Origin of the sequence: Paenibacillus lautus, from assembly GCF_050482385.1 — a bacterium.
Lineage (GTDB): Bacteria > Bacillota > Bacilli > Paenibacillales > Paenibacillaceae > Paenibacillus_AQ > Paenibacillus_AQ lautus_B.
Window position 1 is genome coordinate 22,661 of record NZ_JBCNHV010000004.1, and the last position, 26,070, is coordinate 48,730.

Annotated in this window: 26 protein-coding genes and 1 tRNA gene; 25 read left to right on the forward strand and 2 right to left on the reverse strand. The window is 45.4% G+C overall.

Annotation, left to right across the window (positions count from 1 at the left end; all coding sequences use genetic code 11):
• The first annotated feature begins 95 nt into the window (after positions 1-95).
• From mnmG to ABEW73_RS07490, 7 genes are all read left to right on the forward strand, one after another.
• On the forward strand, positions 96-1,982 hold the full coding sequence (gene mnmG / locus ABEW73_RS07460; protein WP_430173595.1) for a tRNA uridine-5-carboxymethylaminomethyl(34) synthesis enzyme MnmG: 1,887 nt from the start codon (positions 96-98) through the stop codon (positions 1,980-1,982).
• Positions 1,983-1,985: 3 nt separating this feature from the next.
• Positions 1,986-2,708: a 16S rRNA (guanine(527)-N(7))-methyltransferase RsmG gene (gene rsmG, locus ABEW73_RS07465; RefSeq protein WP_098749600.1), complete on the forward strand. Its 723-nt coding sequence runs from the start codon at positions 1,986-1,988 to the stop codon at positions 2,706-2,708.
• Positions 2,709-4,173: 1,465 nt separating this feature from the next.
• The gene (gene noc, locus ABEW73_RS07470) at positions 4,174-4,992 is read left to right on the forward strand and encodes a nucleoid occlusion protein (RefSeq protein WP_076326293.1); all 819 of its coding nucleotides are present in this window, start codon (positions 4,174-4,176) and stop codon (positions 4,990-4,992) included.
• Positions 4,993-5,254: 262 nt separating this feature from the next.
• The gene (locus ABEW73_RS07475; RefSeq protein ID WP_076326292.1) at positions 5,255-6,016 is read left to right on the forward strand and encodes a ParA family protein; all 762 of its coding nucleotides are present in this window, start codon (positions 5,255-5,257) and stop codon (positions 6,014-6,016) included.
• Positions 6,009-6,848 carry a ParB/RepB/Spo0J family partition protein gene (locus ABEW73_RS07480; RefSeq protein ID WP_076326291.1) on the forward strand — a complete coding sequence of 280 codons (840 nt, stop codon included), beginning with the start codon at positions 6,009-6,011 and terminating at the stop codon, positions 6,846-6,848. The genes ABEW73_RS07475 and ABEW73_RS07480 overlap by 8 nt, the downstream gene beginning before the upstream one ends.
• Positions 6,849-7,083: 235 nt before the next feature.
• Positions 7,084-8,232 carry an aminotransferase class V-fold PLP-dependent enzyme gene (locus tag ABEW73_RS07485; protein WP_430173597.1) on the forward strand — a complete coding sequence of 383 codons (1,149 nt, stop codon included), beginning with the start codon at positions 7,084-7,086 and terminating at the stop codon, positions 8,230-8,232.
• Positions 8,233-8,270: 38 nt separating this feature from the next.
• Entirely contained in the window at positions 8,271-8,771 is a 501-nt protein-coding gene (locus tag ABEW73_RS07490; RefSeq protein ID WP_430173599.1) for a DUF4446 family protein, read from the forward strand.
• Here ABEW73_RS07490 and yyaC read toward each other — a convergent pair.
• Positions 8,746-9,351: a spore protease YyaC gene (gene yyaC, locus ABEW73_RS07495; protein ID WP_430173601.1), complete on the reverse strand. Its 606-nt coding sequence runs from the start codon at positions 9,349-9,351 to the stop codon at positions 8,746-8,748. The two genes, ABEW73_RS07490 and yyaC, sit on opposite strands and share 26 nt — an antisense overlap.
• A gap of 261 nt (positions 9,352-9,612) precedes the next feature.
• Here yyaC and ABEW73_RS07500 point away from each other — a divergent pair, with 261 nt between their 5' ends.
• From ABEW73_RS07500 to ABEW73_RS07515, 4 genes are all read left to right on the forward strand, one after another.
• The gene (locus tag ABEW73_RS07500; RefSeq protein WP_430173603.1) at positions 9,613-9,867 is read left to right on the forward strand and encodes a DUF3343 domain-containing protein; all 255 of its coding nucleotides are present in this window, start codon (positions 9,613-9,615) and stop codon (positions 9,865-9,867) included.
• A gap of 90 nt (positions 9,868-9,957) precedes the next feature.
• Positions 9,958-10,779: a mechanosensitive ion channel family protein gene (locus ABEW73_RS07505; RefSeq protein WP_430173605.1), complete on the forward strand. Its 822-nt coding sequence runs from the start codon at positions 9,958-9,960 to the stop codon at positions 10,777-10,779.
• A 67-nt stretch (positions 10,780-10,846) separates the two neighbouring features.
• Complete coding sequence (locus ABEW73_RS07510) at positions 10,847-11,068, forward strand: DUF951 domain-containing protein (protein WP_076326286.1); 222 nt, start codon at positions 10,847-10,849, stop codon at positions 11,066-11,068.
• A gap of 296 nt (positions 11,069-11,364) precedes the next feature.
• Positions 11,365-11,455 (forward strand) — tRNA-Ser (locus ABEW73_RS07515).
• A 582-nt stretch (positions 11,456-12,037) separates the two neighbouring features.
• Here the strand turns inward: ABEW73_RS07515 and ABEW73_RS07520 are convergent.
• The gene (locus ABEW73_RS07520) at positions 12,038-12,232 is read right to left on the reverse strand and encodes a YjzC family protein (RefSeq protein WP_053490757.1); all 195 of its coding nucleotides are present in this window, start codon (positions 12,230-12,232) and stop codon (positions 12,038-12,040) included.
• Positions 12,233-12,470: 238 nt separating this feature from the next.
• On the opposite strand from ABEW73_RS07520, the gene rpsF reads away from it, so the two are divergent.
• From rpsF to ABEW73_RS07590, 14 genes are all read left to right on the forward strand, one after another.
• A complete protein-coding gene (gene rpsF, locus ABEW73_RS07525; RefSeq protein WP_036640509.1) occupies positions 12,471-12,755 on the forward strand; it encodes a 30S ribosomal protein S6 in 285 nt (94 codons plus the stop codon).
• Between the two features lie 48 nt (positions 12,756-12,803).
• Complete coding sequence (ssb, locus tag ABEW73_RS07530) at positions 12,804-13,304, forward strand: single-stranded DNA-binding protein (protein ID WP_326118479.1); 501 nt, start codon at positions 12,804-12,806, stop codon at positions 13,302-13,304.
• A 21-nt stretch (positions 13,305-13,325) separates the two neighbouring features.
• Positions 13,326-13,598: a 30S ribosomal protein S18 gene (rpsR, locus tag ABEW73_RS07535; protein WP_006207333.1), complete on the forward strand. Its 273-nt coding sequence runs from the start codon at positions 13,326-13,328 to the stop codon at positions 13,596-13,598.
• 817 nt (positions 13,599-14,415) lie between these two features.
• Entirely contained in the window at positions 14,416-15,090 is a 675-nt protein-coding gene (locus ABEW73_RS07540) for an SOS response-associated peptidase (protein WP_430173607.1), read from the forward strand.
• 728 nt (positions 15,091-15,818) lie between these two features.
• Positions 15,819-17,579, forward strand: a complete 1,761-nt coding sequence (locus ABEW73_RS07545) for an ABC transporter substrate-binding protein (RefSeq protein WP_430173609.1) — start codon at positions 15,819-15,821, stop codon at positions 17,577-17,579.
• A 66-nt stretch (positions 17,580-17,645) separates the two neighbouring features.
• Entirely contained in the window at positions 17,646-18,608 is a 963-nt protein-coding gene (locus ABEW73_RS07550) for an ABC transporter permease (protein ID WP_430173611.1), read from the forward strand.
• Positions 18,609-18,620: 12 nt separating this feature from the next.
• A complete protein-coding gene (gene opp4C, locus ABEW73_RS07555; RefSeq protein ID WP_430113282.1) occupies positions 18,621-19,544 on the forward strand; it encodes an oligopeptide ABC transporter permease in 924 nt (307 codons plus the stop codon).
• 11 nt (positions 19,545-19,555) lie between these two features.
• On the forward strand, positions 19,556-20,530 hold the full coding sequence (locus ABEW73_RS07560; RefSeq protein WP_430173614.1) for an ABC transporter ATP-binding protein: 975 nt from the start codon (positions 19,556-19,558) through the stop codon (positions 20,528-20,530).
• Positions 20,530-21,495 (forward strand): ABC transporter ATP-binding protein, encoded by a 966-nt coding sequence (locus ABEW73_RS07565; protein WP_430173616.1) that lies wholly within the window; start codon positions 20,530-20,532, stop codon positions 21,493-21,495. Before ABEW73_RS07560 ends, ABEW73_RS07565 begins: the two co-directional genes overlap by 1 nt.
• Before the next feature lie 219 nt (positions 21,496-21,714).
• Positions 21,715-22,686, forward strand: coding sequence for a D-alanyl-D-alanine carboxypeptidase family protein (locus tag ABEW73_RS07570; protein ID WP_430173618.1), 972 nt, complete (start codon positions 21,715-21,717; stop codon positions 22,684-22,686).
• A gap of 242 nt (positions 22,687-22,928) precedes the next feature.
• Positions 22,929-23,915: an LCP family protein gene (locus ABEW73_RS07575; protein WP_430173619.1), complete on the forward strand. Its 987-nt coding sequence runs from the start codon at positions 22,929-22,931 to the stop codon at positions 23,913-23,915.
• A 223-nt stretch (positions 23,916-24,138) separates the two neighbouring features.
• Positions 24,139-24,573 (forward strand): CBS domain-containing protein, encoded by a 435-nt coding sequence (locus ABEW73_RS07580; RefSeq protein ID WP_430173621.1) that lies wholly within the window; start codon positions 24,139-24,141, stop codon positions 24,571-24,573.
• Between the two features lie 262 nt (positions 24,574-24,835).
• Positions 24,836-25,138 carry a MazG-like family protein gene (locus ABEW73_RS07585; protein ID WP_174819218.1) on the forward strand — a complete coding sequence of 101 codons (303 nt, stop codon included), beginning with the start codon at positions 24,836-24,838 and terminating at the stop codon, positions 25,136-25,138.
• Positions 25,135-26,061 carry a DUF2232 domain-containing protein gene (locus ABEW73_RS07590; protein WP_430128190.1) on the forward strand — a complete coding sequence of 309 codons (927 nt, stop codon included), beginning with the start codon at positions 25,135-25,137 and terminating at the stop codon, positions 26,059-26,061. The genes ABEW73_RS07585 and ABEW73_RS07590 overlap by 4 nt, the downstream gene beginning before the upstream one ends.
• The last annotated feature ends 9 nt before the right edge of the window (positions 26,062-26,070 follow it).

The window sequence follows — 26,070 nt, forward strand, 5'->3', positions numbered from 1 at the left end:
ATATATAGTAGGAACAACTCAGCAATTACAGGGATATTCGAGGTAGGATGCCCTTTGATTACGTATATAACACAATAAGAACAGGATGGTGAGCTATGAGCTATATGGGTGGCACTTATGACGTGATTGTAGTCGGTGCAGGACATGCCGGCTGCGAGGCTGCACTTGCATCTGCACGAATGGGTGCTGAAACGTTGATGGTTACCATCAACTTGGATATGGTTGCGTTTATGCCTTGTAACCCGTCCATTGGAGGGCCTGCCAAAGGCCATGTCGTTCGCGAAATCGACGCACTGGGCGGAGAAATGGGACGCAATATCGATAAAACTTTCATTCAAATGCGAATGTTGAATACAGGTAAAGGCCCGGCTGTTCATGCGCTGCGTGCTCAAGCCGATAAGTTTTCTTATCAGCATACCATGAAAGAGACGATGGAGAAGGAAGAGAAGCTTACCCTTCGTCAGGGTATGGTCGATCAGCTCATCGTAGAAGATGGCGTTTGCGTGGGGATCGTGACACAAACGGGTACGGAATATCGTGCGAAGGCGGTTGTGCTGACAACCGGTACGTATTTGCGCGGTAAAGTTATTATGGGTGAATTGATGTATGAGAGCGGTCCGAACAATCAACAACCGTCGGTAAAACTTGCGCATAACCTGCGCGAGCTTGGATTCGATCTTGTTCGCTTCAAGACAGGTACACCACCGCGGGTGCACAAGGATACGATTGATTTCTCCAAGACCGAAATTCAGCCTGGGGATGAGAAGCCTAAGTTCTTCTCTTATGAAACGAAATCCTCCGACAATGAGCAGCTTCCTTGCTGGTTGACGTATACGTCGGTGGATACGCATCAGATCATTAATGATAATCTTCACCGCGCCCCGATGTTCTCTGGCGTTATAGAAGGTACTGGTCCACGTTATTGCCCGTCTATCGAGGACAAGATCGTTCGTTTTGCCGACAAACCGAAACATCAAATTTTCCTTGAGCCTGAAGGTAAAAATACGAAAGAATACTACGTGCAAGGGCTATCCACCAGTATGCCGGAGGATGTTCAGCTTGCCGTTCTTCGCTCCATTCCCGGAATGGAGAAGGTAGAAATGATGCGTAACGGATATGCTATTGAGTATGATGCCATGGTGCCAACACAGCTGTGGCCGTCTCTGGAAACGAAAAAACTGCCGGGTCTGTTCACGGCCGGACAGATTAATGGAACCTCGGGCTATGAAGAGGCTGCAGGACAAGGCATTATGGCGGGAATCAATGCAGCACGTAAAGTGCAGGGCAAAGAGCCCGTTATACTGGATCGATCCCAAGGTTATATTGGAGTGCTGATCGATGACCTGGTGACCAAAGGGACGAATGAGCCTTATCGTTTGCTCACCTCCCGTGCAGAATACCGTCTGCTGCTTCGTCATGATAATGCCGATCTGCGTCTTACTGAAATCGGTCATGACATCGGCCTCATTTCAGAAGAGCGTTATGCTAAATTCATTCAGAAGAAGCAGCTGGTTGAGCAGGAGATCGAACGTCTTCGTCAAACGAAGGTGAAGCCGGTTGAAGTGAATGCGATGCTTGAAGCGGCCGGTTCTGCACCGATTGTGGATGGAAGCAATATGCTGACGATCCTGCGTCGTCCGGAAATCACGTTTGCGATGGTTGAGTCGCTCTCGCCGTCTCCTTACGAACTGGATGAGGAAATGAAGGAGCAAGTCGAAATTCAAATCAAATATGCGGGTTATATTGAGAAACAGCTGGGTCATGTGGAAAAGCTGCAGAAGATGGAGAAAAAACGCATTCCGGAGGATATCGTTTATGACGAGATCAACGGACTGGCTATGGAAGCTCGGCAGAAGCTGAACAAGATCCGCCCGATCTCCATCGGTCAGGCATCACGCATTGCAGGTGTAACGCCAGCGGATATTTCGATACTTCTCGTTTACCTGGAGCATTATAACCGGGTAACCGCAGCGAAAGGATAAGGAATGGACGACATTCAGAAAGCTTTTGTTGACCGGCTCGGTGAGCACGGGATTACAATCGATGAGAAACAGCTTCACCAGTTCGAGATGTATTACGAAATACTGGTGGAGTGGAACGAGAAAATGAATTTAACCGGGATTACGGAACGGGAGCAAGTCTATACGAAGCATTTTTACGACTCGATTACGCTCGCCTTTTACGTGGATATGACTCAAATCGGCAATCTGGCGGATATCGGATCAGGCGCTGGCTTCCCGGGTATTCCTCTGAAAATATGTTTCCCGCATGTGAAACTGACGATTGTGGATTCGCTTAACAAACGAATTAACTTTCTGAAGCATGTTGTGGATACGATTGGCCTTACTGGGGTTGAACTGATTCACGGACGGGCGGAAGAGGTTGCTCGTAAGCAGGGGTACCGTGACGGGTTCGACCTGGTCACCGCAAGAGCGGTTGCTCGCATGGCTGTGTTGAACGAGTTCTGTCTACCGTTCACCAAGGTAGGGGGACGATTCGCCGCCATGAAGGGCAGTGACCCTACGGAAGAGGTGAAGGAGGCGGCTCGCAGCTTGAAGGAGCTGAGAGGGGCTTTGAACAAGGTTCATTCGTTCTCCTTACCCGTAGAGGAATCTGGCCGACATATCGTAGTGATTGATAAAAAGGGAGCCACGCCTTCCAAGTACCCCCGCAAGGCGGGTACGGCCAGCAAAACACCGATTGTGTAAGTATCTTGCAACTTTGATCTAAGGCACTATCAATGACTCCGGTATCCTTTGCAGAAGCAAGCTCTGCAAGAAGAAAGTAAACTAATCAAAGAGAAGGACTCTATGGAGTTCTTCTCTTTTTTTGGCTGTGTAAGATTTGTCTTGAGTGGGCAGGTCGGTGATTAATACTTTTTTCTATTCACAAATGAAATATATAGAAACCGTTGTTTCATTGGTTAAGTCCATCAGTGCGTTTATCTATTCTATACATTGGGGCGGGGGTGAAATAAGAAAAAAATTGAGCTCGGATTGCCGAGCGGGAGGAAGTCTATACGGTAGCATCTTTAGGTTTTGATCACGCGCTCACCCTTTGCGCGAATTTTATTAATCAGAACCAAGGCTGACCTCTAAAGGGGGATTTTTCAGTTCAAGCTGAGCGTATGAATAAGAATGATATCAACGCTGTGGATATACCTGATAAACTTTGAATGTTTCACGTGAAACATTAGAAGTATGTTGGCGGATATAAATAGACATCCCTTTGGAAATATGATCGCTTGATTTCAATTTTACTATCTGACTTGGATATTGAAGGCTAGACCCCCTAGGAAAGGAAGTCTGCAGTGATCATAATCATGTGCCGGACAATGCCATGTGCGCACAGGGAGCAGTAACGCACGATGTTACTTCATTCGTTACATCATTCGTATTCATCTACTAGCTTATGAGATTCAGCTCGTCTTGGACTTGGATGTTATTGGTCGTTGGAGCGATCTAATCTATTGGCAAATCCCACAATTATTCTGAATGCTAGGCTCGTAAGAAAGGCTGCAGGATAGTTGAGGTGGGCTATTAACATGATATCGACACGAAAACTTTGGAACTGTGCACAAATCCTGTATATAGCAAGCGATAAATGAAGGAAAAAAGGTGATATTGGAGAATAGAGTTATAGGACAAAAAGTGGTAGAATAGAATCGTAGTATCCATTTGGACAGAAGGGCCGGTTTGCCCGTTCTTTAATAGGATGAAAGAGTATAAATCCTGGTTTGGTCACTTTTCCATCCTTGCTTCGTGCAGTCAACAACCTTGATCGTTGTGGCTGCTGTTTTTTGAAAAGTGCCGTGCGATCCCAAGGGGATCATGGCCTTATGCGAAGTGGAAAACATATATACCACTTGTGAGATATCGATTGATAGTAAGCATCATGATAAAACCTCCTGTTATATCTCTCAAGAAGAAACCGCTTCATGCAGCGGTTTGGATCAGAGTAATACGGCTATGATCACCACGGGCGTCTTTTCTCTGATCAGCATGAAATCTGTTTTTGCAGGGAAATGCCTGGCACCACAGTGGATTCTAGCGCCAATGGATGGTGGAATCATCTGAGTATGGCTCCATATTGTGGTTGTCCAATCGTTTAACCGATTCCGGGATATTCGGAGGCTTATCCGTGCTATCATGAAATTAGGTGGTAATATACGGAATGAAAGAACAATTTTCGAGATTGTTTGGCTTAGCGGCAGAGCGGAACCAAGGGGATGAAGTGAAACAAATCCCGGTAAACGAGATTGTCAGCAGCCCATACCAGCCACGGACGATTTTTGATGATGAGAAGATTGATGAACTGCTCCAGACGATTAAAACTCATGGAGTCATTCAACCTATCGTTGTTCGTGTCCGTAATGGCATGTATGAGATCATTGCAGGGGAACGCCGCTGGCGTGCGGTTAAGAAGCTGGGTCTGGACACGATTCCGGCCATTGTTCGGGAGTTCAACGATTCACAGGCGGCATCGATTGCGTTAATCGAAAATTTGCAGCGTGAAGGACTGACGTCCATTGAAGAGGCTGTTGCTTATCAGAAGCTGATTGATCTTCATCAACTGACACAAGAGAGCTTGGCACAGCGTTTAGGAAAAAGCCAGTCTACGATTGCAAACAAGATTCGCTTGCTGCAGCTACCGGAAGCAGTTAAAGTGGCTCTGATGGAACGTAAAGTGACAGAACGCCATGCCCGTGCGCTGCTCTCTTTGGATAATGAAGAAACCCAGCTTAAGGTGCTGGATGAGATCATTACCAAGGAACTGAATGTGAAGCAGACGGAGGCACGAATCGCCTTTTATAAAGAAGTAACAACGATGAAGAAGTCTAAGCGTATATCTTATAGTAAGGATGTTCGCCTGGCTTTGAACACGATTCGTCAATCAATTGATATGGTATCCGGTTCCGGGATGGCAATCAAGACAACAGAGAATGATCATGAAGATCACTATGAAATCGTTATAAAAATACCTAAACGTTAAGATATGGTGTGAAGCGGTATGCATCGTACCGCTTTTTCTGTTGATCAAGAGATAGTGCTCTGCACCAGGCTGTATCGATTAACGAAGGGGTTAGGTTTGTTGTAACAGATGAGAACCATGTAATTTATTACTCATTTTCATCGCCGCTATATCCTGGCATCCCGGAGTCACCGGGATCGTTCGCTTAATACATATACAGCCTATCGCTGTATATCATCTATGCGACTACTTAGAAGAGTCTTCCTACATTGAGGTGAAATGAGTGTCAAAGATAATTGCCATAGCAAATCAAAAGGGCGGTGTCGGCAAAACGACGACTTCCGTCAATCTGGGAGCTGGATTGGCTTCGCTAGGCAAACGGGTGCTTTTGGTGGATATAGACCCCCAAGGAAACACAACGAGTGGGGTTGGCATTAATAAAGCCGATGTTGCAAATTGCATATATGATATTATCATCAATGAAGTACACCCGAAGGACGCCATCTGTGGGACTAACATAGAAGGATTGGACATCATTCCGGCAACCATTCAATTGGCTGGTGCTGAGATTGAGCTTGTCCCTACGATTTCCCGTGAAGTACGGTTGAAGAAATCACTACAATTAATCAAGCCTCAGTACGATTATATTTTGATTGATTGTCCTCCATCGCTTGGTATTTTAACGATCAATTCATTGACCGCAGCCGATTCTGTAATCATCCCGATTCAATGTGAGTATTACGCACTGGAGGGTCTGAGTCAGCTGCTGAATACGGTTCGCCTAGTTCAGAAACATCTAAATACCTCTCTCAAAATTGAAGGCGTATTGCTGACGATGCTGGATGCGCGCACGAACCTGGGCATTCAGGTGATTGAAGAAGTGAAAAAGTATTTTCAGGAAAAAGTGTACAGAACGATTATTCCTAGAAACATTCGTTTGAGTGAGGCGCCTTCTCATGGACAGTCGATCATTACATATGATCCTCGTTCTAAGGGAGCGGAAGTATACTTGGAGCTGGCAAAGGAAGTGATCTCGTATGAGTAAACGATTGGGAAAAGGGCTGGATGCGCTTATTCCATCTTTGTCTATTCATGATGATGACAAGGTAGTGGAAATTCCGCTCAGTCAATTGCGAGCGAATCCGTATCAGCCGCGCAAGACATTTAACGATGAGGCAATCCAGGAATTGGCGGAATCGATCCGTCAGCATGGAGTTATACAACCGATTATCGTCCGCAGTGTGCTGAAAGGGTATGAGATTATTGCCGGGGAGCGCAGATTCCGGGCATCTCAATATTGCGGGAAAGCTACGATTCCGGCGGTGGTTCGATCTTTTAGCGATCAACAAGTTATGGAAATTGCCCTGATTGAGAACCTGCAGCGCGAGAACCTGAACGCCATGGAGATTGCTGTAGCTTATCAAGGTTTAATGGAACAATTTTCCTTAACCCAAGAAGAGCTTTCATTGAAGGTAGGTAAGTCTCGTTCCCACATCGCTAACTTTTTGCGGTTGCTTTCTCTACCAGAAGAAGTGAAGGACAATGTTTCACGTGGAACATTATCCATGGGACATGCGCGAGCGATCGTTGGAATTAAGGATCCGATTCTTGTTAAGCAGTTGGCAAAACAGTGTGTGGAGCAAGAGTGGAGTGTTCGTGAGCTAGAGGAAGCTGTTAAGAATCTGGATCGTAAACCAACGGATAAAGCGAAGCCTAAGGTTAAGAATAGAGATCCTTATATCGATCATCTGGAAGAGGATCTGAGAGAACGGTTTAAAACAACGGTCAAAATTAAGCACAATAAGGATAAAGGGAAGATTGAGCTTAATTACTATAGCAGACAGGACCTGGAACGGTTGTTGGAACTTCTTCAATAAAAGTGTCGTGGTTTTGTTGAAAAAGATGCTATTGTGAGTGACGGGTTGAACAACAAATGGTCGAACAGCAAATGAGTGCGATTAAAAACCAAAGACATGTCGACGTTCCTGTAAGGGAATGAGATATGTCTTTATTTAACTAGACGTGAAGCCATAGCCTTGATGCTGGGTTTGAAGAGGTTTGGGCATATCCTGTTAAGAGACACCAATACGGTAAAGATGAAGGGGAAACATCATGGACCCGATCGTTTATCTGGATCATGCAGCCACTTCGTGGCCAAAGCCTCCTGAAGTATTCGAGGCGATGAGAAAGGCGATGGAGGAGGCGGCTGCAAACCCGGGACGTGGGAGTCACCGGATGGCGGTGAAAGCTTCTCGTGTACTCTACGGAACACGAAAGGCGCTCGCAGATTTGTTTGGGGTGAAAAATCCTAATGATATTGCGCTGACATCGAATACAACAGAAGCGTTGAATTTAGCAATCAAAGGCTATTTGCGTGAAGGCGACCATGTGATTGCCACTATGATTGAACATAACTCAGTGCGAAGACCGCTAGAGTTTTTGAAACGTACCCGAGGGGTACAAGTGGACTATATTCCTATCGATGAGGAAGGTCAGCTTGATGTGCAACTAATGGAGGAAGCTTTTCGTTCTAATACTAGGCTTGTTGTATGTAGTCACAGTTCCAATCTTCTTGGTTCGATTATTCCTCTCGTTGAAATAGGAGAACTGGTGAAGAGGAAAGGGGCGGTGCTGCTCGTAGATGCTGCCCAGAGTGCCGGTATGCTGGATGTTCATGTGGAGGAGATGCATATAGGCATGTTGGCTTTTCCGGGGCATAAAGGGCTTCTGGGGCCACAGGGGACAGGCGGGTTGTATATCTCGCCTGATATTGATCTGGAACCATTACTGCACGGAGGCACAGGGAGTCAATCGGAGGCTATTGAACAACCAACGGTACGTCCGGATCGATATGAGGCAGGGACGCCTAACACGATTGGATATGCGGGATTGCAAGCAGGTGTGAAGAAGGTGCTTGAATGGACACCGCAGCATATTTACCGGCATGAATGGGAGTTAACGCAATATATGATAGAGGGTCTACAAGAGGTAGGAGGCCTTCGTATACTGGGTCCTGCTCTTGGGCAGGCGAGGACAGGTATTGTTGCTTTTGTGTCGGAGCGATACAGTGCGTCTGAATTGGCTTTTCGACTGGACCGGGAATATGGAATTGCCGTGCGTGCCGGTTATCATTGTACACCGCTTGCCCATATGGCATCAGGCACGGAACAGACGGGTGCAGTCAGAGCGAGCGTGGGGATATCTACTAGCCGTGACGAGGTAGAGTTCATGCGAAAAGCGATTGCAGAGATTCATAGTTAATCGAATAGATCAAGATGGAGAAGAGGAAGGAAGAAAGCATGTCTGAATTAAATGAATTGATCATGGAGCAGCTTCATTGGTTTGTCGTCGGAATGGTCATGATCATCTTGATCTTATGGGTAACTTTAATTGTACAGGGAACAAAATTGCGTAAAATGAAGCGTCGTTATGATGCGATGATGGCAGGCAGTGGGGTAGAAGACATCGAATCACTGTTGGTCCAATTGAAAATCCAAATGGATGAGATTGAAGACGGGCATGCCAATCATCAAAAAATGCTGGATACGATCAGCGGCAGTTTGAAAGGGATGAAGTCCAAGGTTGGTATCGTTCGATACAATGCGTTTGGCGAGCGGGGAAACGAAATGAGCTTCTCCCTGGCTATTCTCAGCGAACAAGAGGAAGGGATCGTGCTGACCGGTCTGCATAACCGGGAGAGCTCTTTTGTGTACGCTAAACCGCTGAAGGATGGGCAGTCCCAATATCCATTGTCTCCCGAAGAAAAAGAGGCCGTCACTCTTGCGCTGCAAGAAAAGTAGAACGGTTCCACTCTTTGATGCCTGCAAATAGGCAGGTTGCAATAATATCAGACAACCGCATGACCAAGCTTAAGCGAGTGTTTTGCAATACGAAGTATTCCATAAAGCCGCCGACATTGACGATACCTGTTACATGGATATCGCCGACCGGCGGTAATTCTTTATGTACGCCGGCTCCAGGCTTTAGTGGACCATCGGATATCTGAATAGAACCTACACTTGATGATTGCCCCAGGCAGGCGTCAATCCCGATCACAAAAGGGTTATCGAATTTCTCGTATATGGAGGTCAGCGTATCCTTCAGATTCATGGCGTGGACAGGCTCGTCCAGTGTGCCGTAGAGATGAAACAGCGGACTGTTGTAGCGGGCTAGTGAAGTGCCGACCAGTGGCCCCAAGCAATCACCGGTGGACCGGTCGGTACCGATGCAGACAATAACAAGCGGACGATGCTGAATACGGGCGTCAGAGAGATGGAAGAGCAAGCGATGTATAATAGCAGAATGGATATTAGGGTCTGTGTGTGGTATTTTTAAGCTAGAAGCCTCCGGGCGAGACGTGATTTTAGATAGACGGTTCATAGAATCTTCCTTTCGTCTGCATTTGGTAGTATCAGTATATGGATGAAAGACTGTTTTTATACTTTGCGATTTGCTAAAAATGTGATTTATATTCAACTCGGACAGAAGGATATTCTTTGGAATAGCATATGTAACTGGGCTGCATGAGTTATATGAATAGGTTGCTCTATGAAAAGGTTTATATAAAACTCTCAATCATTGGGAATGATGATGAGTAGAACATACATAGAAATGATAGGCACGATGGAGGGGGACGGGGAAGTGGAAGGCGCAATGTTGATTGCATTCGATTCCACCCAGCAGGCGCTGCGTGCGGAAATGCTGTTGGAGTACGCGGATATCGAAATTGATCTTTTTCCTACACCAAAAGAGATTACAGCAGGCTGTGCATTATCGATTCAATTCCCACCTGATGCGTTAAAAGATGTTCAAGAGATTATCCGGCAGGAGCATGTGGAAGTCCGGGGCATCTTTGCGCTGGATAACAACGAGAGGTATATCAACATCGAAGAGTAAGGGGAGGACATCAGGATGAGGGGCTTTGGTTTCTTATCAGGAGATGCAGATGAGGTGGATTTAAAAACCATAGCTGAGGAGGCTGAGGGCTTGAAAGATAAAGTCTGGGGATGGTTAACGAATGAAGAGATGTGGATGCATATCCTGTCATCCGGCATTCGGGTTATCATCATTTTTATTTTGACGCGTATTGTGATACGGGTTGTGTATAAAATGATTGATCAGTTTCTTCTTAGGCAGGAGAAGAGCCGAATTCAAGTGAACTCAAGACGGTTTGTCACGGTCGGGGAGTTGTTAAAAAATGTAACCTCCGTTGTGTGCAACTTTGTTATGATTTTAATCATTCTTTCAGAGTTCAACTTCAAGTTAGGACCGCTGTTAGCCGGTGCTGGGGTACTTGGGCTTGCAATAGGTTTTGGTGCACAGAGTTTAGTGAAGGACGTTATCACCGGATTCTTTATTATATTCGAGGATCAGTTTGCAGTAGGCGACGTAATCAAGAGTGGTGAGTACCGGGGAACTGTCGAAATGATCGGGCTTCGCACATCGCGTGTAAAGGGATTGAATGGGGAGACCTATATTATTCCGAACGGGATGATTACCAGCGTCACGAACTACTCCCTTTCCAACTCATTAGCTATTGTAGATCTACCGGTAAAGAACGACCAGCAGGTGAAGGACACGGTTACACTGATTCAAGCGGCCCTCACGGGAATTATGGATCGCAGTCCCGAGGTACAGCGAGCACCGGATGTATTAGGAATCCAGTCATTGAATACTTCCGAGTATGTTGTTCGTATTGTGGCGGAATGCAATCCGAACGCAAGGGAAGATGTGGAGCGTCAGATTTTTACGGATATCAAACAGGCGATTGAAGCACGGGATTTGGAACAAGAACGCGTGCAGGGTTGATCTAATCGGTTATCCAATGATATATAATAGATAGAAGAAGTAATAGAAGTTAAAGGGAGCGGTAGCCATGGAACGCAAGGTATTTCAGTTAGGGGATATCGTTCAGATGAAGAAGCCGCATCCTTGTGGGAATAATGAGATGGAGATTATTCGCATGGGGATGGATATTCGGATCAAATGTACCAAGTGTCAGCATAGCGTGTTGATCCCCCGTTTAAAGTTTGAGAAGAATATGAAGAAGGTTTTGCGTTCGGCTCAGGAGACGGAAGGGGCAGGGGACACACCGTAAAAACTCCTCCCCGAAGCGTTCAAGCGATTACTGCAGACATATTAAATCGTAAGATAATCTGATTAAGGAGCGGGCTTCCGCATGCACGTGCGGGATCTATCCTCCTCCCAGGCGTTTGCAGTTCTTCAGTGTTTCATTCTCTGCCAATACACTAAGAAAGAATCTGAACAGGAAGGTAGATTCAAGCAGGTTTATGGGAATATCGAGCAGCAACAATCAAACTTTCAATACCAATATTGAGTTTAAGGCAAGCTATTGACCAGATAACGTTTCCATGATATAATCAATCTTGCTGTGGAAAGGTACCCAAGAGGCCCAAGGGGGCTGACTCGAAATCAGCTAGGCGTCGCAAGGCGTGCGTGGGTTCGAATCCCACCCTTTCCGCCACCAATCGTTTAAAGTTCCGCTGTTATGGTTATAAACGATGTTGATACATAAGTTAGGCGTTAAGCTGTAAAGCGTCTTTGAATAAAACACCCTCGTGCAGATACCTGCAGGGGGTGTTTTTCGTTGGAACAAGCTTGAGTTTTGGGTCTCGAGCATTTGCACGAAAAAGAAGGGCCCGATTGGGCCCTTCCTTCTGGGTAGGCGGTGCTGTGAATTGGAATCATTTTATCAGCACTTCTGCGAACCTTGTCAATAGCTTCACTTGTCCAAGAGGTCAAGCATTCGGCTCATTTCCTCAGCTTGCAATCCGTGCGACGATCAGAAACCTCATGCGTCGTTCTGCTGCAACGTTCAACGGAACCACACCTCTCTCATGCACCGCCTGATTATAATGTGCGCATAAAGGTAATTTTGTATACACACTAATTTCACCGGATAAAAATTCCAAGGTTAAATGATTAGAATGCCTGGTTTGGCCGACAGCCATTTGTAGTATCCCTGACTTCGTACCGTGCGCACAGGATGCTGTAGGCACGATGTACGAAGTTCCCGAGGAGCTGATTAGGCTGATCACTCAGGTGGTTACTTAGGCTGCACTCTGCGCTTGTTTAACCATACACGATCGTCATTTTGGGTTTCAGGGAACGTGTCACCCTTGTTCATTTGGATTTGACGAGGGTTTTCGATCCCCATGATATGGTCTCTGACGCCCACTTCCATATAAATGCCGTTGTTTGGGGCTTTGTCACCTGCACGAAATTCGGACTGTTCTCCCATTGTGGAATTCCTCCTCATTATGATGGATGGACTGCATGTATTATCATGCGCCATTGGACTCTAAATCATTGCAGGGAAAGTGAGAAAAGCGCGGTAATAAAGGGAAGAGAGCATATTCAGCATCGAAAAGAAACTTGCATCCGATCACCCGTTCTGATATAGTATTATGGTGCGAGTTAGACTCGCTCCTTGCTCTCAACAGAGATTGAGGGCCGAAGTCCATAAGGAGGTGAAACATATGCGCAAATATGAAGTGATGTACATTATTCGTCCTGACATTGAACAAGAAGCTGTTCAAGCTGCAGTCGATAAATTCCAAGGCATCATCTCCAACGGCGGAGAAATTACAAAGCATGACGTAATGGGTAAACGCCGTCTTGCGTATGAGATCAAGAAATTCCGTGATGGCGTATTCGTTCTGGTAAACTTCAACGCAACACCTGAAGTTGTAGCTGAGCTTGAGCGTCTCATGAAGATTTCTGACGAAGTTATTCGTTATCTCATCACGAACGACGTTGCTTAATACGTAAAAAAACTTTGTAATTGATTTCGTTCTAAGGAGGGGATTGGATTGTTGAACCGTGTCATTTTGATTGGCCGACTGACTAAGGATCCCGAGCTGCGATATACTCCTTCAGGTGTTGCTGTAACGCAATTTACACTTGCTGTCGATCGTCCGTTTACTGGACAAGGCGGGGAGCGCGAAGCGGATTTCATTCCGGTCGTGACCTGGAGACAGCTTGCGGAGACTTGTGCAAACTATCTGCGTAAAGGCCGTCTGACGGCTGTAGAAGGGCGCATTCAAGTGCGGAATTACGAGAATAACGAAGGTAAGCGTGTATACGTCACCGAAGTCATTGCCGATAATGTTCGCTTCTTGGAGTCAAACCGTGAAACAAGCGGTGGCGGAGGAAATCGTGAGGAATCATCGTTTAGCGGAGGAAGCAACAGCACCAGCAATAGCAGTGGCGGAAACCGTGGGAACAATAACTACTCGCGAAACAACAATCAGGATCCTTTTTCCGATGAAGGAAAACCGATCGATATTTCGGATGATGATTTGCCATTTTAATACGGAAAGGACTGACAACACATGGCTTTTAAACAAAGAGAAGGCGGAGACAACGACAAAAGACCGGCACGCCGTGGCGGCCGCAACAAGCGTCGTAAAGTATGTTTCTTCACTGTGAACAAAATTACTCACATTGACTATAAAGATACAGACCTGCTCAAGAAATTCATCAGCGAGCGCGGAAAAATCTTGCCTCGTCGTGTAACAGGTACTAGCGCTAAATATCAGCGTGCCCTGACGATTGCGATCAAACGCTCCCGTCAAATCGCATTGCTTCCATACACAACTGAGTAATCATTTGTGTCAAAGCGGTCCAGCCTAACTTATAGGCTGGACCGCTTTTTTATTATGGAAGAGTACAAGCTGGTTTCGAGGAGGCATGTGATGAGAGTTTTTGTTAGACGAGAGTTTCACAATAACAATCCAAGCGTACCTCCCAGGTGTGAAAGCGCAGCAGTCCTGATGCGGAAATTATTCATTTTGGGATGAATCGGGGTTATCCAGATGTTGAGATATAGAATGTCTCCACAGAGGAACCGTGTCTCCCCAGAGTGTACACTAAGAAGGAAAAGCAGCTACCGACAAACACAAGCCTAGTGTAAAGCTTTCCAGTTTTAAAGCCCTGAAACCATGTCTGCTTAAAACGGACAGTGTCTATTGTAAGCAATACAATTTATAAGATAATGGAGTACTCTTGTAAGAAATAAAAATACGATTATGAAGGCGAAAAAAAGCAATCTGAAAAAATTCCTTCTATTATATATAGGTATGTATTGGCTCATCAAATGAGAGCTGGGATAATCACCACTTTGGAAATAAAGTACAATCGAAACGGCGCCTTAAAAAAGGAGAACGTTATAGGCAAATCTCATGCTTACTTGATTGAAGATGATGTCTATCGTATACAAACATGATATATGAACATTGGTACGACAGAGCGCTAAAGAAAATTTAATAATGTGATTACATAAAACTTGCAGAAACCTTTCAATTTTATGATGTCCACTCCAGGGATACAAGCGTACAAGTAGTGGAAGCTTCATGTTGTTAGTCTTATTATGCATATTCCGCCTCCATTATCCAAACGATAAAGGAAAAAGGAGGTAGTTGTATGTGCAGACGATTCTCGCTGTCCGCAGGGATCGATGAAGTAAATCAACGCTTTGGCATCAATCGGGTAATGTATTACTACAAGAGCCGGTACAACATTAGCCCTACCCAAACCATGCCGGTCATTCTACAGGAACAGGGAGAGCGAGTGCTGGATGAGTATCGATGGGGGCTGGTACCCTATTGGGGTAAAGATGCGGTCAATGCGGATATTACAACGGTTGACCAAAATCCCACTTACCGTAAAGCGATTGACACAAGACGCTGTGTGATCCCTTGTAACGGTTTATATTACTGGAGAACGGTTGGCAAACGGAGTTATGCGGTACGGACCATTATCGGAGATCATGAAATATTCGGCATGGCCGGACTATACGAGACATGGCGAGATGCCAGGGGAAACGAAATGAGAACATGTACGGTTCTAATGACAGAGGCCAATGAAGCGATTCGAGAGTTCGAAACACGAATGCCGGCGATTTTGTCAGAGGAAAATATGGCAAAATGGCTGGATCCGGAAATCCAAGGAAGACATGCTGTGCATCCGCTGCTTCAACCTTACCGTGGACAGATGCGAACGTATCCGGTGACGCCGTTAGTGGCTGACGATACGCATGATCATCAGCAGTGCATTGAAGAGATGGATTTAAAACTTGCTTGGGTAAAGAATCTGTAGTTCGCAAGTATGAAAGAGCAAGGTTGATTTATCTGACATGAAATTCAACGTGAAAGCAATCCGGATCACAGTCCCGGATTGCTTTTTTTAAGCGTTAACGCTGTAGGAGGCTAAACTATGAATAAGTAGAACCACAAACATACGTCATCTAATAACGAATTGAAGCATATCGTAAGGATAATATATTACATAAAAATGGTTTCTAGTTATAAACAAGCCAGACTAACTCAATAAACGTAAAATAATATAACATATAATTGACATTTTAGACCTTATCAATAAATATTCGGATAGATATTTGAATTTTGTGTAATTAAATATTACATGATCTCTTCAAAACCATAAGCGATTATAGTTATAAATTGTAAATATATCTTGATATTACATACATTTTCAGTAAACTAAGGATATACAACGGAGATAAACTTAATTATTAACCTCAAAAATGACGTTAAAAACATGATTTTTGAGAAAAATGAAAAAAAGTAATTGACATTACCTAAATTTACACGTATCATAACATTAATTTTATAGGCATGAAGATTTTGCTAGAGACTTTGGCACTAATTGACCAATGGTATATTTTCTGTAAAACTTTCAATTTATTTCACATCATGCTAATGACATGCTAGAGCGTTAAGAATTCTGTTCGAAATTATTTAAGGATGATTTCAATATTCGTCCTGATAATTTATAATGCAACAACATTTTTTAAGAGGAAGATTCGCATGAAGAAAAGAATGTCACTCCTGCTTGCCATCATGCTTTTGGCCATGACGGTATTGGCAGCATGTGCGGGCGGAGGAACAGCAGAACAGCCAAGTCAAGGGGAGCAAACAGAGCAACCACCAGCTGAAGGCGACAAAGATACTACAGAACCGCCTGCTGAAACTGGAGATGAAAGCCAAGGTTATTTCGAAGCTGAGGACCCATCTTTGAATCCTACAGCAGCTAAAAATCGTAAAGATACACTGATCGTTGGTATGACTTCACCAAAAGGTGTCTTCAACCCGTTCTTCTGGCAAACAGCATATGATAAATATGTTGTAGAAGCAATTTTCGATTCTTTCTTCACGTTGAACGGTGATGGAACGTATGCAAACCGTTTGGCAGAAAGCGTTGAAGTTTCCGAGGATAAATTAAAGTATACGTTTAAATTGAAACAGGGTGTAACTTATTCTGATGGCACACCTGTAACAGTAAAAGATTATGCATTTGCGATGAAAGTTCTTCATGATTCCAGCTATGACGGCCAATCTGATATTTTCTCGACACATGTAAAAGGTGGTCAAGAGTATCATGATGGTAAAGCAACTGACATCTCTGGTGTTAAAGTTATCGATGACCACACCATTGAGATTGAAGTAACTGAAGCAAACGCTATGACGAAGGATTCTCTAGGAGACATTTCTTTCGTACCAGAAGCATACTACGGCAAAGATTACAAACAAGGCAACCTGGAGTACATGAAGAACCTTCATACTAAACCAATCGGTAGCGGTCAGTATGTTCTGAAGAGCTTCGCTCCTGGTCAAGAGGTTGTATTGGAAGCTAACCCGAACTACTTCCTGGGAGCTCCGAAAATCAAAAACGTAATTTACAAAACAACTACTGATGAAACTAAATTGGCTATGTTCCAATCCGGTGAAATCGATATGGATATGGTTACCGTTAACGAAGATACCGTAGAAGAGTTGAAATCCATGGGCTTCTTGGATATCAACATCTTCCCAACCAATGGGTACGGTTACGTTGCCATGAACCATAAAAATCCTAAGTTCCAAGATCCGAAAGTTCGTCAAGCATTATTATACGGTTTGAACCGTGCAGAAATCGTTGAAATTATCTATGGTCCTTATGCTAACGTAATCAACATTCCACAGTCGAATGTATCATGGGCGTATACTACTGAAGGTATCGACACACATGATTTCGACATCGAGAAAGCGAAGCAGCTTCTTGATGAAGCAGGCTGGGTTCCAGGTGCTGACGGCATCCGCGAGAAAGACGGCAAGAAATTTGAGCTTCACTTCTCTGCAACAGCTGATAACCCGGTTGTAGATGCTTTGATTCCGGTAATGAATCAGAACTACCAAGAGCTTGGCATTAAGATCATTGCAGAAACATTAGACTTCAATGCGATCATGGATAAGAAGGATAAAGGCGATTTCGAAATGTTCTTTGCTGCATGGGGCTTGACTCCAGATCCAGAATCCACTGTATACCGTACAGATGGACAGCAAAATGATATCGGATACTCCAATCCTGCTTATGATGCAGCAATGGATAAAGGTCTGAAAGCCTTCGATCTTGAAGAGCGTAAAGCAGCATATGCAGAAGCATATCAAGTGCTGAATCAAGACGTTCCGGATCTCCCGATTCACCAAAGACGTGATATGTGGGGTATCAACAGCCGAGTTAAAGGTATGGAAATTACTCCATATAAAGACTTCGTACATGATCTTTACAAAGTCGAACTTGAACAATAACAGCAGGAAACATATGCTCAGCTCGCAAGAGCTGGGCATATCCACTTATAAGCCGGGAGGAATATTATGAAGCAGTACATTATCCGGAGGCTGCTGCAGATTATCCCGACATTGATCGGGATCTCGATTCTCATATTTGCAATATCAGCAATGGTACCAGGTGATTATATCACTGCAATGGATAACCCGACGATGACTGCTGAGAAAGCAGCTCAGCTTCGGGAAATTTATGGTTTGGATAAGCCGCCGGTGGAGCGTTACTTCACATGGGCTGGCAATATGTTAAAGGGTAATCTCGGAGATTCCCTTCAGCACAAACAACCGGTTACCACCGTTATGGGTAACTATGTATGGAACTCTGTTTTTATTGCTATTTTTTCGTTGATATTTAGCTGGATAATCGCTATCTTTGCAGGGGTATTCTCGGCTAAATTTCAGTATTCATTGTTTGATAAGATCGTAACGTTATTTATCTTTTTGTGTATGTCACTGCCTTCTTTCTTTATCGGACTCCTTCTCATCAAGATTTTTGCCTTGGATTTAGGATGGTTTCCGGTTGGTGGTATGAGAACTTCAGGCTTGAATGGAAACACATGGCAGCAACTGATTGACATTGCATGGCATATGTTCTTGCCAGTGACTGTACTTACAATGCTAAGCACAGGCAGCTTGACGCGGTATTTCCGTACAAGCATGCTGGAAGTTATCCGTCAGGATTATATCCGCACAGCCCGTGCAAAAGGATTGAAGGAACGTACGGTTATTTTCAAGCATGCTTTGCGTAATGCAATGCTTCCTGCGATCACTTTGATGGGCTTCGAGTTGCCAGGCTTATTTGGTGGAGCCATCATTTTGGAAAAGATATTCATTTGGCCTGGGGTTGGCCAGGTATATCTGGAATCGATCAATATGCGGGACTACCCGTTTATGCTCGGCTTCACGATATTTATTTCCGTACTGACATTGCTAGGTAACTTGTTATCTGATGTCCTGTATGGCGCCGCTGACCCAAGAATTCGCTTAAAGTAGGAGGAGATTCATTTGTCCGCAGAGGCTGCACCATTAAAAACGAATCTACCAGTATCGAAGAAGCAGCCGGATTCTCCATGGAGAATGGCCATTCGCCGTTTTTCCAGAAACCGTCTTGCTGTCATCGGACTTTTCATAATTGTATTTATGTTTTTGCTGTGTTTTATGGGCCCGGTATTTTCACCATATTCCCTATTTGATTACAGTGTGGCTGATAAGAATTTGCCTCCAAGCTCGAAGTATTGGTTAGGAACCGATAAACTGGGGCGTGATATTCTCCTGCGCATGATGCTTGCAGGCAGGATTTCCCTCACAGTAGGACTGGTAGCGACAGGTATTTCCATTATTATCGGTTCTACCCTTGGAGCATTGGCAGGGTTTTACCGTAAATGGGTAGATACGCTGATTATGCGTATGGCCGACATCTTTATGGCATTGCCCACGCTCCCAATTCTCATCATCTTGGGTGCGGTATTATCTGATTTGAAGGTAGATCCTTCCAAACGCATCTATTTCTTGATGCTTATCATTGGTATATTGGGTTGGAGCAGTATTTCCCGTCTCGTACGTGGTCAAATATTGGGGCTCCGTGAACAGGAATTTATGCAAGCAACGGAAGCCTTGGGACTTAAAGATCGTCGAAAAATCTTCCGTCATCTGCTTCCTAACACGATTCCAATCATCATTGTATCTGCAACGCTTGGTGTAGCGGGAGCTATCCTGTTTGAATCGGCATTGAGTTTCCTAGGGGTCGGGGTTGTTCCGCCAACACCATCGTGGGGGAATATGATTTCTGCCGCCAACAATCTCATCGACTTCCGCAAGCGACCATGGTTATGGATACCGCCAGGCATGTGTATTCTTGTTACCGTGGTTGCGATTAACTTGATCGGTGACGGGCTTCGCGACGCACTTGACCCGAAAATGAAGAAGTAGGAGATGCGAATATGGCAAAAGAATTAGTTGAATTCCGCAATTTAAAAACGCATTTTCAAACCTCCGCAGGCACCGTGAAAGCCGTCGACGATGTAAGCTTCAAAATCCGTGAAGGTGAAACACTGTGCGTGGTGGGCGAGTCGGGCTGTGGTAAAAGCGTAACAGCCATGTCTCTTATGCGTTTAATCGATACACCTCCAGTAGGAGGAGAAATTCTATATGAAGGCAAGGACTTGCTGAAGATGAGCAAGCGCGAGATGAGTTTGATTCGCGGCAACGATATCGCCATGATCTTCCAAGAGCCAATGACCTCACTGAACCCGGTATTAACGATCGGGGAGCAGATTGTAGAACCTATTGTGTTACACCAGCTCGTAAACCGTAAAGAGGCCAAAAACCGTGCCATCGAACTCATCAATCTGGTAGGAATACCGCGTGCGGAGAAGATTTTCGACTCCTATCCGCATGAGCTCAGCGGCGGTATGCGCCAGCGGATTATGATCGCGATTGCGCTTAGCTGTAATCCCAAGCTCCTGATTGCAGATGAGCCAACAACTGCGCTGGATGTTACGATTCAGGCCCAGATTTTGGATCTGATGCGCGACATCAAAGGGAAGCTGAATACATCCATTATGCTGATTACGCATGACCTGGGTGTCGTAGCGGAAATGGCAGATTATGTTGTTGTTATGTATGCGGGGAAAGTCATTGAAGAAGCGCCGGTTATTGAGCTCTTCAAGCAGCCGAAGCATCCGTATACCAAAGGACTTTTGAAAGCTAAGCCCATCATTAACCAGACCCAAGAACGTCTGTATTCGATTCCGGGACAGGTACCCAATCCGGTAGATCTTGGAGACAACTGTCATTTCCATGATCGCTGTGAATCATGCATGCAGATTTGTAGAGAGAAGACGCCTCCGCTCGGTACGGATCCTAACGGCCACAAGGTCGCCTGCTGGTTGTATGAAGAGGAGGGGAAAGCGTAATGAGTCAAGCATTGATTGAAATTGATGGTTTGAAAAAATACTTTCCCATCACCGGTGGCATATTGCAGCGGACGGTGGGTAATGTAAGAGCCGTTGACGGAGTCAGCTTTACCATCAATAAAGGTGAATCCTTCGGGCTTGTAGGTGAATCCGGCTGCGGCAAGAGCACCATTGGCCGAACCATTCTCCGTTTGCTGGAGAAAACGGAAGGTAAAGTTATCTTTAATGGTCAGGATATCCATACATTATCCAAAGAGAAGATGCGTGCCCTGCGTCCGAAGATGCAGATCGTGTTCCAGGATCCATTCAGCTCCCTGAACCCAAGAATCAAGGTTGGCGAAGCGATCGGCGAGGCACTCATTGACCACGGCTTAGTTAACCGTAGGGACCTTAAGGATCGCGTGATTGAAACGCTTGAGATTTGCGGCCTTGCTGCGTATCATTATGATCGTTATCCGCATGAATTCTCTGGTGGACAGCGTCAACGGATCGGGATTGCCCGCGCGTTGATTCTGAATCCAGACTTTATCGTAGCGGATGAGCCGGTATCTGCACTGGATGTATCGATTCAAGCGCAAATCATCAACTTGCTTAGCGACTTGCAGCGCGAGAAACAGTTGACCTACTTGTTCATTTCTCATGATCTCAGTGTTGTAGAGCATCTGTGCAACCGAATTGGGGTAATGTATCTGGGATCGATGGTAGAAATGGCTAGCAAGGAAGAGCTGTTCCGCAATCCTCTGCACCCTTACACGAAGGCATTGTTGTCGGCAGTTCCGGTACCGGATCCAACGCTGAAGCGCGATCGGATTGTACTGCAAGGCGACATTCCGAGCCCGGCGAACCCGCCATCCGGCTGCAAGTTCCATACTCGTTGTCCGCTGGCTTCAGAACTATGCAAGCAGGAGATTCCAGAATATCGTGATATGGGGAACAATCACTTCGTTGCTTGTCACTACGCTTAATATGACTCTTCATATTTAAGTTTTCTGACAGCAATCAGAACATGTATTAGAAATTAAACGGATTCATAGGGGGACTTCCTCCGTCTGCGGACGGAAGGAGGTCTTTTTTATTTTGAGTGACTAATCGACCCTATTTACAAAAATTTCAAAATAAAATTTCTGAAAAAAAGCAGACCAAATGCCCTTTTTATCCGTCTATTATTATGGAGGGCTAATTCGATGAAAAAACGGTGGCTTTGGTTGGTCATGATGTTGTTAATTATCGTCCCGATTGGGGCGTTTGTCATAGGAAATATAGAACGAGCGGGGTTTAAACCGAAGGTGGACGCGCGAGCGGTTGTCTTGATGGATTTAAATACGGGGCGTATTTTGCTCAGCAAAAATGGCGATATCCCCTTACCGCCTGCAAGCATGTCCAAGTTGATGACCGAGTTGGTGATTCTGGATGATATTAAGACCGGGAACAGATCCTGGGACGATGAAGTCATAATAAGCGATCTCGCAACGGACGTCAGAGGGGTTAAGATTGCCCTGAAATCGGGCGAAATTCTGACGGTGCGCGAATTGTTTCAGAGTATAACGGTTTATTCGGCGAATGATGCCGCCGTAGCACTTGCCGAGCATTTTGCAGGCTCCGAGGAAGCGTTTGTCCGAAAAATGAATGCCAAGGCAAAAGAGATTGGTTTATCCAGCGCGACACGATTCGTGAACGCGTCGGGAGTCGAGCGAGACACAACCAAAGATCAAGCCTGGTCGTCGGATGGAGAAACGGTGATGACCGCAGAGGATACGGCCAAACTGGCAGCGCATTTGATTCGAAGCCACCCCGATATACTCAGCACCTCCAGCAAGACTCAAACGAAAATAAGTGGACGGAATTTATATTTAAGCAACACCAACTGGATGCTGCCATCGGTAGGAGGCCCTTATTCCTATGAAGGCACGGACGGATTAAAGACAGGGTACACGGCGAATGCAGGATACTGCTTCACGGGTACTGCGGAGAAGCAAGGCAGTCGGCTTGTTGCCGTTGTCATGGGTACCGAATCTAAAGAAGCAAGATTTGAAGAGACACGCAAGCTATTTGACTACGGATTCGCTAAAACGTTAACATGGAGAGAGCGGCTGGATGACTGGTTTCAATATTCGGGAGTCTCTGCCGCTCTTACGCATGATAAGAGACCCGTTTAACGGATTGATGAAGATTTGGTAGATTTATAGAACTGCCCGTGAAGGGTTCACATTTGACAATAATCTGGTTTACAATAGATGATGTGTTGAAACTGGCCTGCTGATATGAAGTGAGTCAACGGGAAGAGTTCCCGTTTAATAAGGAGAGGAGGGTGAGCCAAGTAGCTTGGGGTGCAAGCAAGGACCTTTAACGATCTGACTTATCCATTAAATTATTTTATAATAAAGAAGGAATTGAACTCATGAAGAGGAAATCAATATATATTACTCTCGCTTTGGTCATACTGCTGGGCTCCACCGCGTTTCTGTTTAGAACGCAGCTTGCGGTTGTAGCATTTGATCTGTTTATGGCAAAGGATGTAGAGGAATCATTGCAGAAATCGTATAAACCGCTCCAGAGCGACAAGACACCTGAACCTGTAGTACTCCAGAGCGAACCGTTCTCCGTTATGCTGCTCGGAAGTGACCAGCGGGAGGATGAACCTGCGCGTTCGGATACGTTGATCTATGCGGTTGTACGTCCCATGGAGTCCAAAGTGCTTTTAATATCGGTTCCAAGGGATACGTATGTCGATATTATCGGTAAGGACAAGAAAGATAAGATTAACCACGCGTTTGCATTTGGCGGTCATCAAATGGCCAAAGATACGATGGAGGCATTTTTCGAGGAAGAACTTAATTATTATGCTTCCATTAATTTCAAGGGCTTGAAGAATGTTGTTGATGCCATTGGGGGCGTGGACCTGCCGATCGGCAAGGATATCGTCAATAAAGGCAGAGACCATGAGAAATTCACGATTGAAGCCAACAAACCGATTTATAACGGCGAGGAAGCTTTGAATTATGTCCGATATCGGGAAGATAGCGACTTTAATCGTGCGAAGAGACAGCAAGTGTTTTTGGACGTAGCGGCCAAGCGGGTGATGAAGCTTGATCAGATCGGCAAGGTGCCCGAACTGATTGAGATCATGGGAGATAATTTCCAGACCGATATGCAGCCTAAATTCATTATTGACCTGGCGAAGCAGATGCTGACCGGGGGCAAAGTGGATATGACCAGCTTTACAATCATGGGGGAAGGCATGAAAATTGGCGGCGTCTATTACAACGAGCCCGACATGGATGATGTGCAGGAAGCCCGGGATTTAATTGACAATTGGATGAACCCGGATACACCGGCTGACCAACTGCTGCAGCCCAAAGATGCTGAGAAGCAAAAGTTGAAATAAATATACACCGGTATACCCGGATGAATGTCATAGTACGTTGCTTCACCTCAATCAGCAGTCGGATGGCTGCTGATTTTGTGCCCTAAACAAGGAATCAGAACGACGAAGTTAACGTATGTATGAGTATGGATAGGGGAAGGAGTAACCTGCATATCTAGGCTTAAATCAGGAAGGTTACTTAACATGACTTCAGAGGTTGAAGTCATAAGGAGGATAATGCATTATGAATATCGCTTTTTTTCTATTACCGAAGCAGGAAGTGATCTGTTTAACACTGGATTCTACGCTCAGGCAGACGCTGGAACGGATGGAGTTTCACCGATATACGGCTGTGCCCGTACTGGATAAGAACGGACAGTACGCAGGGACTGTAACGGAAGGTGATCTGTTGTGGCATATGAGAAATTCGGATGGCAAAATCACTTTTGAGAACGCTTCGAAATTTTTATTGAAGGATGTTCCTTTTCGTATGGATATTAAACCGGTGTCGATTGACGCCCGGATGGAGGATCTGATTAATCTGGCCAAGGTGCAGAACTTTGTGCCTGTGGTGGACGATATGAACCGCTTTATTGGCATTGTACGCAGAAGCCTCATCATTGAATACTGTGAACGGTTTGTCTCCAAGGAGACGATGGAGTCCCACGGGGCATCATAATCAAGTAGATTTGTGAATAAACCAGGGCGTGGGACCACGATGGCAATGTGGGTAACACGTCCTGTTTTTATAGAAGCGAGGCAGCAGCGAAAGAGCGGGGAGGAATAACCGGGGCCCGATTGGAGTACAAAGAGAAGGTAGGTTATCTCTATCCCACTGGTACTAAGGATGGGCAGGGTGCATGGGCCTTTGTGTGGGCGGCTTTTTTTTATGCTATAATGGAGAATAAAGCTGTTTTCAGGGAGAGATGGATATGCCAAATATGCCGAAGGACTTGGATGTAGCTAAACGCGCCAAAGTGATTGAATGGCTCAAAACCGAAGTAATTGACAATGTATCCCGGTTATTCAAAGCTCTATGGGAAGGCAGCACTACAAAGGTTGGAGACAGTTTGGTAAGCCTGATGATGAGCTCATACATACTGGGCCGAAGGCTCGGCTTGACCTATCGGGATTTGGACGATCTCTTATTAGAGAAATTGAAAAAGCATAAGCAGGAAGGACATCAACTGGAAGATTGGTACCAGGATATTTCCGCGCTCGAAGAACATTTGCGTAAGAGGTGAACATATTGAAACTGCGCTGGACTACGGCGGTATGGAGCGTTATTTATTTGCTTCTGCTGCTATCACTACTCACACCCTTTTCGATCGTAACGGCTTTCTTATTAGTTCTGCCGGTTGCGATTCTGTTTACGGCTTTGAATACAAAATCATTTATCATGCATGTGGTGCCCGTGTGGCTGATTGCGCTTCTGATACATCCCATATATGTGTTATTCGCGATCTACTTTGCCATTCCGGGGATCGTCATGGGGTATTTGTACCGGAAGCGGAAGGCAGCCATGCAGGTATTGAAGTATGGCATGGCTGTCATGCTGGTGGAAATGCTCGTTCTGCTCATGATCAGCACGGCCTTCTTCCAATTAAATCTGTCGGAGTATGTGGATGAGATTGTGAAGATGACGACGGCTCCGCTCACTGAGATGGGTGTAGAAGGCGGCCTGGGTGGACAGTTCCTTGGCACCGAACTCGATACACAGTTCATTAAAGATCAAACGATGCGCTTGGTTCCATTTGCGATGATTATCAGCTCGTTCCTCATGACGGTGGTAACCCATGCTTTGGCTCGTCCTACACTGGGCAGCATGGGCTTGTCCGTGCCACGGCTGAAGCCGGCTAGAGAATGGATGCTGCCGCGTTCCCTGATCTGGTACTACTTGCTCATTTTCTTCATCAACATAGCAACCGTCGATTCGGACAATACCTTCATGAAGATGATTGTGGCTAACGCTACACCTTTGCTGCAGATCTGCTTCATGATCCAAGCGCTGGGGTTCTTCTACTATCTCGCTCACGAACGGAAGTGGCATCCGATTGTACCGCTTTTGACGGCTATACCGATTGTGCTGTTCCCGCCGGCTATGATTATCGGAATCCTGGACTTGGCGTTCCCACTTCGTCAGGCGTTTAGTAAAACCAAAAGATAGGGTGATGAG